Source organism: Vibrio cholerae ATCC 14035, assembly GCF_000621645.1.
Taxonomy (GTDB): domain Bacteria; phylum Pseudomonadota; class Gammaproteobacteria; order Enterobacterales; family Vibrionaceae; genus Vibrio; species Vibrio cholerae.
This window is the reverse complement of sequence record NZ_JHXR01000038.1, coordinates 12737-14231: the sequence shown is the minus strand read 5'-3', so window position 1 is coordinate 14231 and position 1495 is coordinate 12737. Positions and strand designations below refer to the sequence as shown.

The following is a 1495-nucleotide window of genomic DNA, read 5'->3' as shown; positions in this document are numbered from 1 at the left end:
TCGAGCACCCGTTTCGCATCATTAAATGCCAGTTTGGTTTTATCAAAGCCCGCTACAAAGGCCTGATGAAAAACGACAACCAATTAGCCATGCTATTCACCTTGGCGAATCTGGTCAAAGTCGACCAACTGATACGACGACAGGCGAGATCTGCCTGAAATCCGCCAATAGCCGGAGAAAACGGCTGAAAGTGGCTTGAAACGCTCGGAATCGACAAAATACCACTCGTTTTACGAGTAAAAAGTCAGCGATCGCACTGTCGTGCGACTTGGAGCAGTTCAGTCACCACTTAATCGCAGCTTCCCTTGGAAAATTGCGGGAGCCCAATGCTGACATCCGACTTTGTCAATGAGTCGTTAGGGTGAGATATTAGTCACCAAATGGCAGTTTGACCATAGAGCAATATTTAGTATATTGATAATAACTAATTGATTTGTATGGATGTTGGATTGTGACCAGAGCTCGTAATAAAAATACTGGGGAAATAGAAGAGGCCAGTCAACTAAATCGGTATAAGAACGTTAACGCTATTCCTAAAGGTCAATATGAATGTCCTAATATGCTATGCAGATATCCTGCTACTCCATGGGCTGTTAATACTGAAAAGCGTTCACCGGCATTTCAGTATAAAAAGCATCATGCTGAAGGCTGTCATTTTGAGACGATGACTGGTTCAGATAAACATTCCAATAGCGATGCAGGATCTAGTTCGTTTAAACTACCTTATGTGACTGATTTTATAGAACCAAGAAAACAATCAGGAGACGGTACATTAGGATCTGGTGGGAAAGTATCTGTCAAGAATACTAGCGGTGGTAGAACGAAGACAGGTATATCGAGAACTGCCAGAAAAAATCAGTATTCGTCAATGTTAGGGGCATTGGTTGATTTCTATTTGGAAGATCCAGACAAGCACGGTCCTTTATATCTCAATTTATTAAACCGCCCTTTTACCTATCGCAAATCTTTCCAAGAAATAACATCAAAGCGGAATATTGGATACAAAGACAATTTTGTATTCTATTGTGAAATTAAAAACTCTGTACCGATTGTTATCAACGAAGAGCATTTCACAATAGAGTTGATGCGAAAGCATCAAGATGTTCAAAACTATAAAGTTTGTTTTGATACTGATGGATGGACAGAGCATCAAAAGCAATCGTTAATTGAAAGCCTAAAGTACGTACGACAATTATCTACTGAAGCATTCAAAGACAGAATACAAGAAACAGCATACATCTTCTTCATCGGCAAACAAGACAAGTCTGAACGACATGTCTTTCATTGTGTACATTCACAATTTGCTCACCCTTATTTTGGGGTAAAGCCAAGATTATTATCGAATGTATGGGGAACATTTAAGTTAGAAACAGAAATATCTGTAGCCTCCTCAGAAGTTGAGAATCAACTTGTTGATTTTGAATCAAAGACTTTAGAGGATTTCGTACCAGAACCAGAACCAGAACCAGAACCAGAACCAGAACCAGAACCAGAA

The 1495-nt window shown here is 39.7% G+C and carries 1 protein-coding gene and 1 pseudogene; both read left to right on the top strand.

Annotated elements, in window-relative coordinates:
• A pseudogene (locus T411_RS1000000120830) lies at positions 1 to 158 on the top strand (IS5/IS1182 family transposase); the annotation flags it as partial.
• A 293-nt stretch (positions 159 to 451) separates the two neighbouring features.
• A partial coding sequence (locus T411_RS01000000119575; RefSeq protein WP_428837383.1) for a hypothetical protein occupies positions 452 to 1495 on the top strand: 1044 nt, incomplete at its 3' end.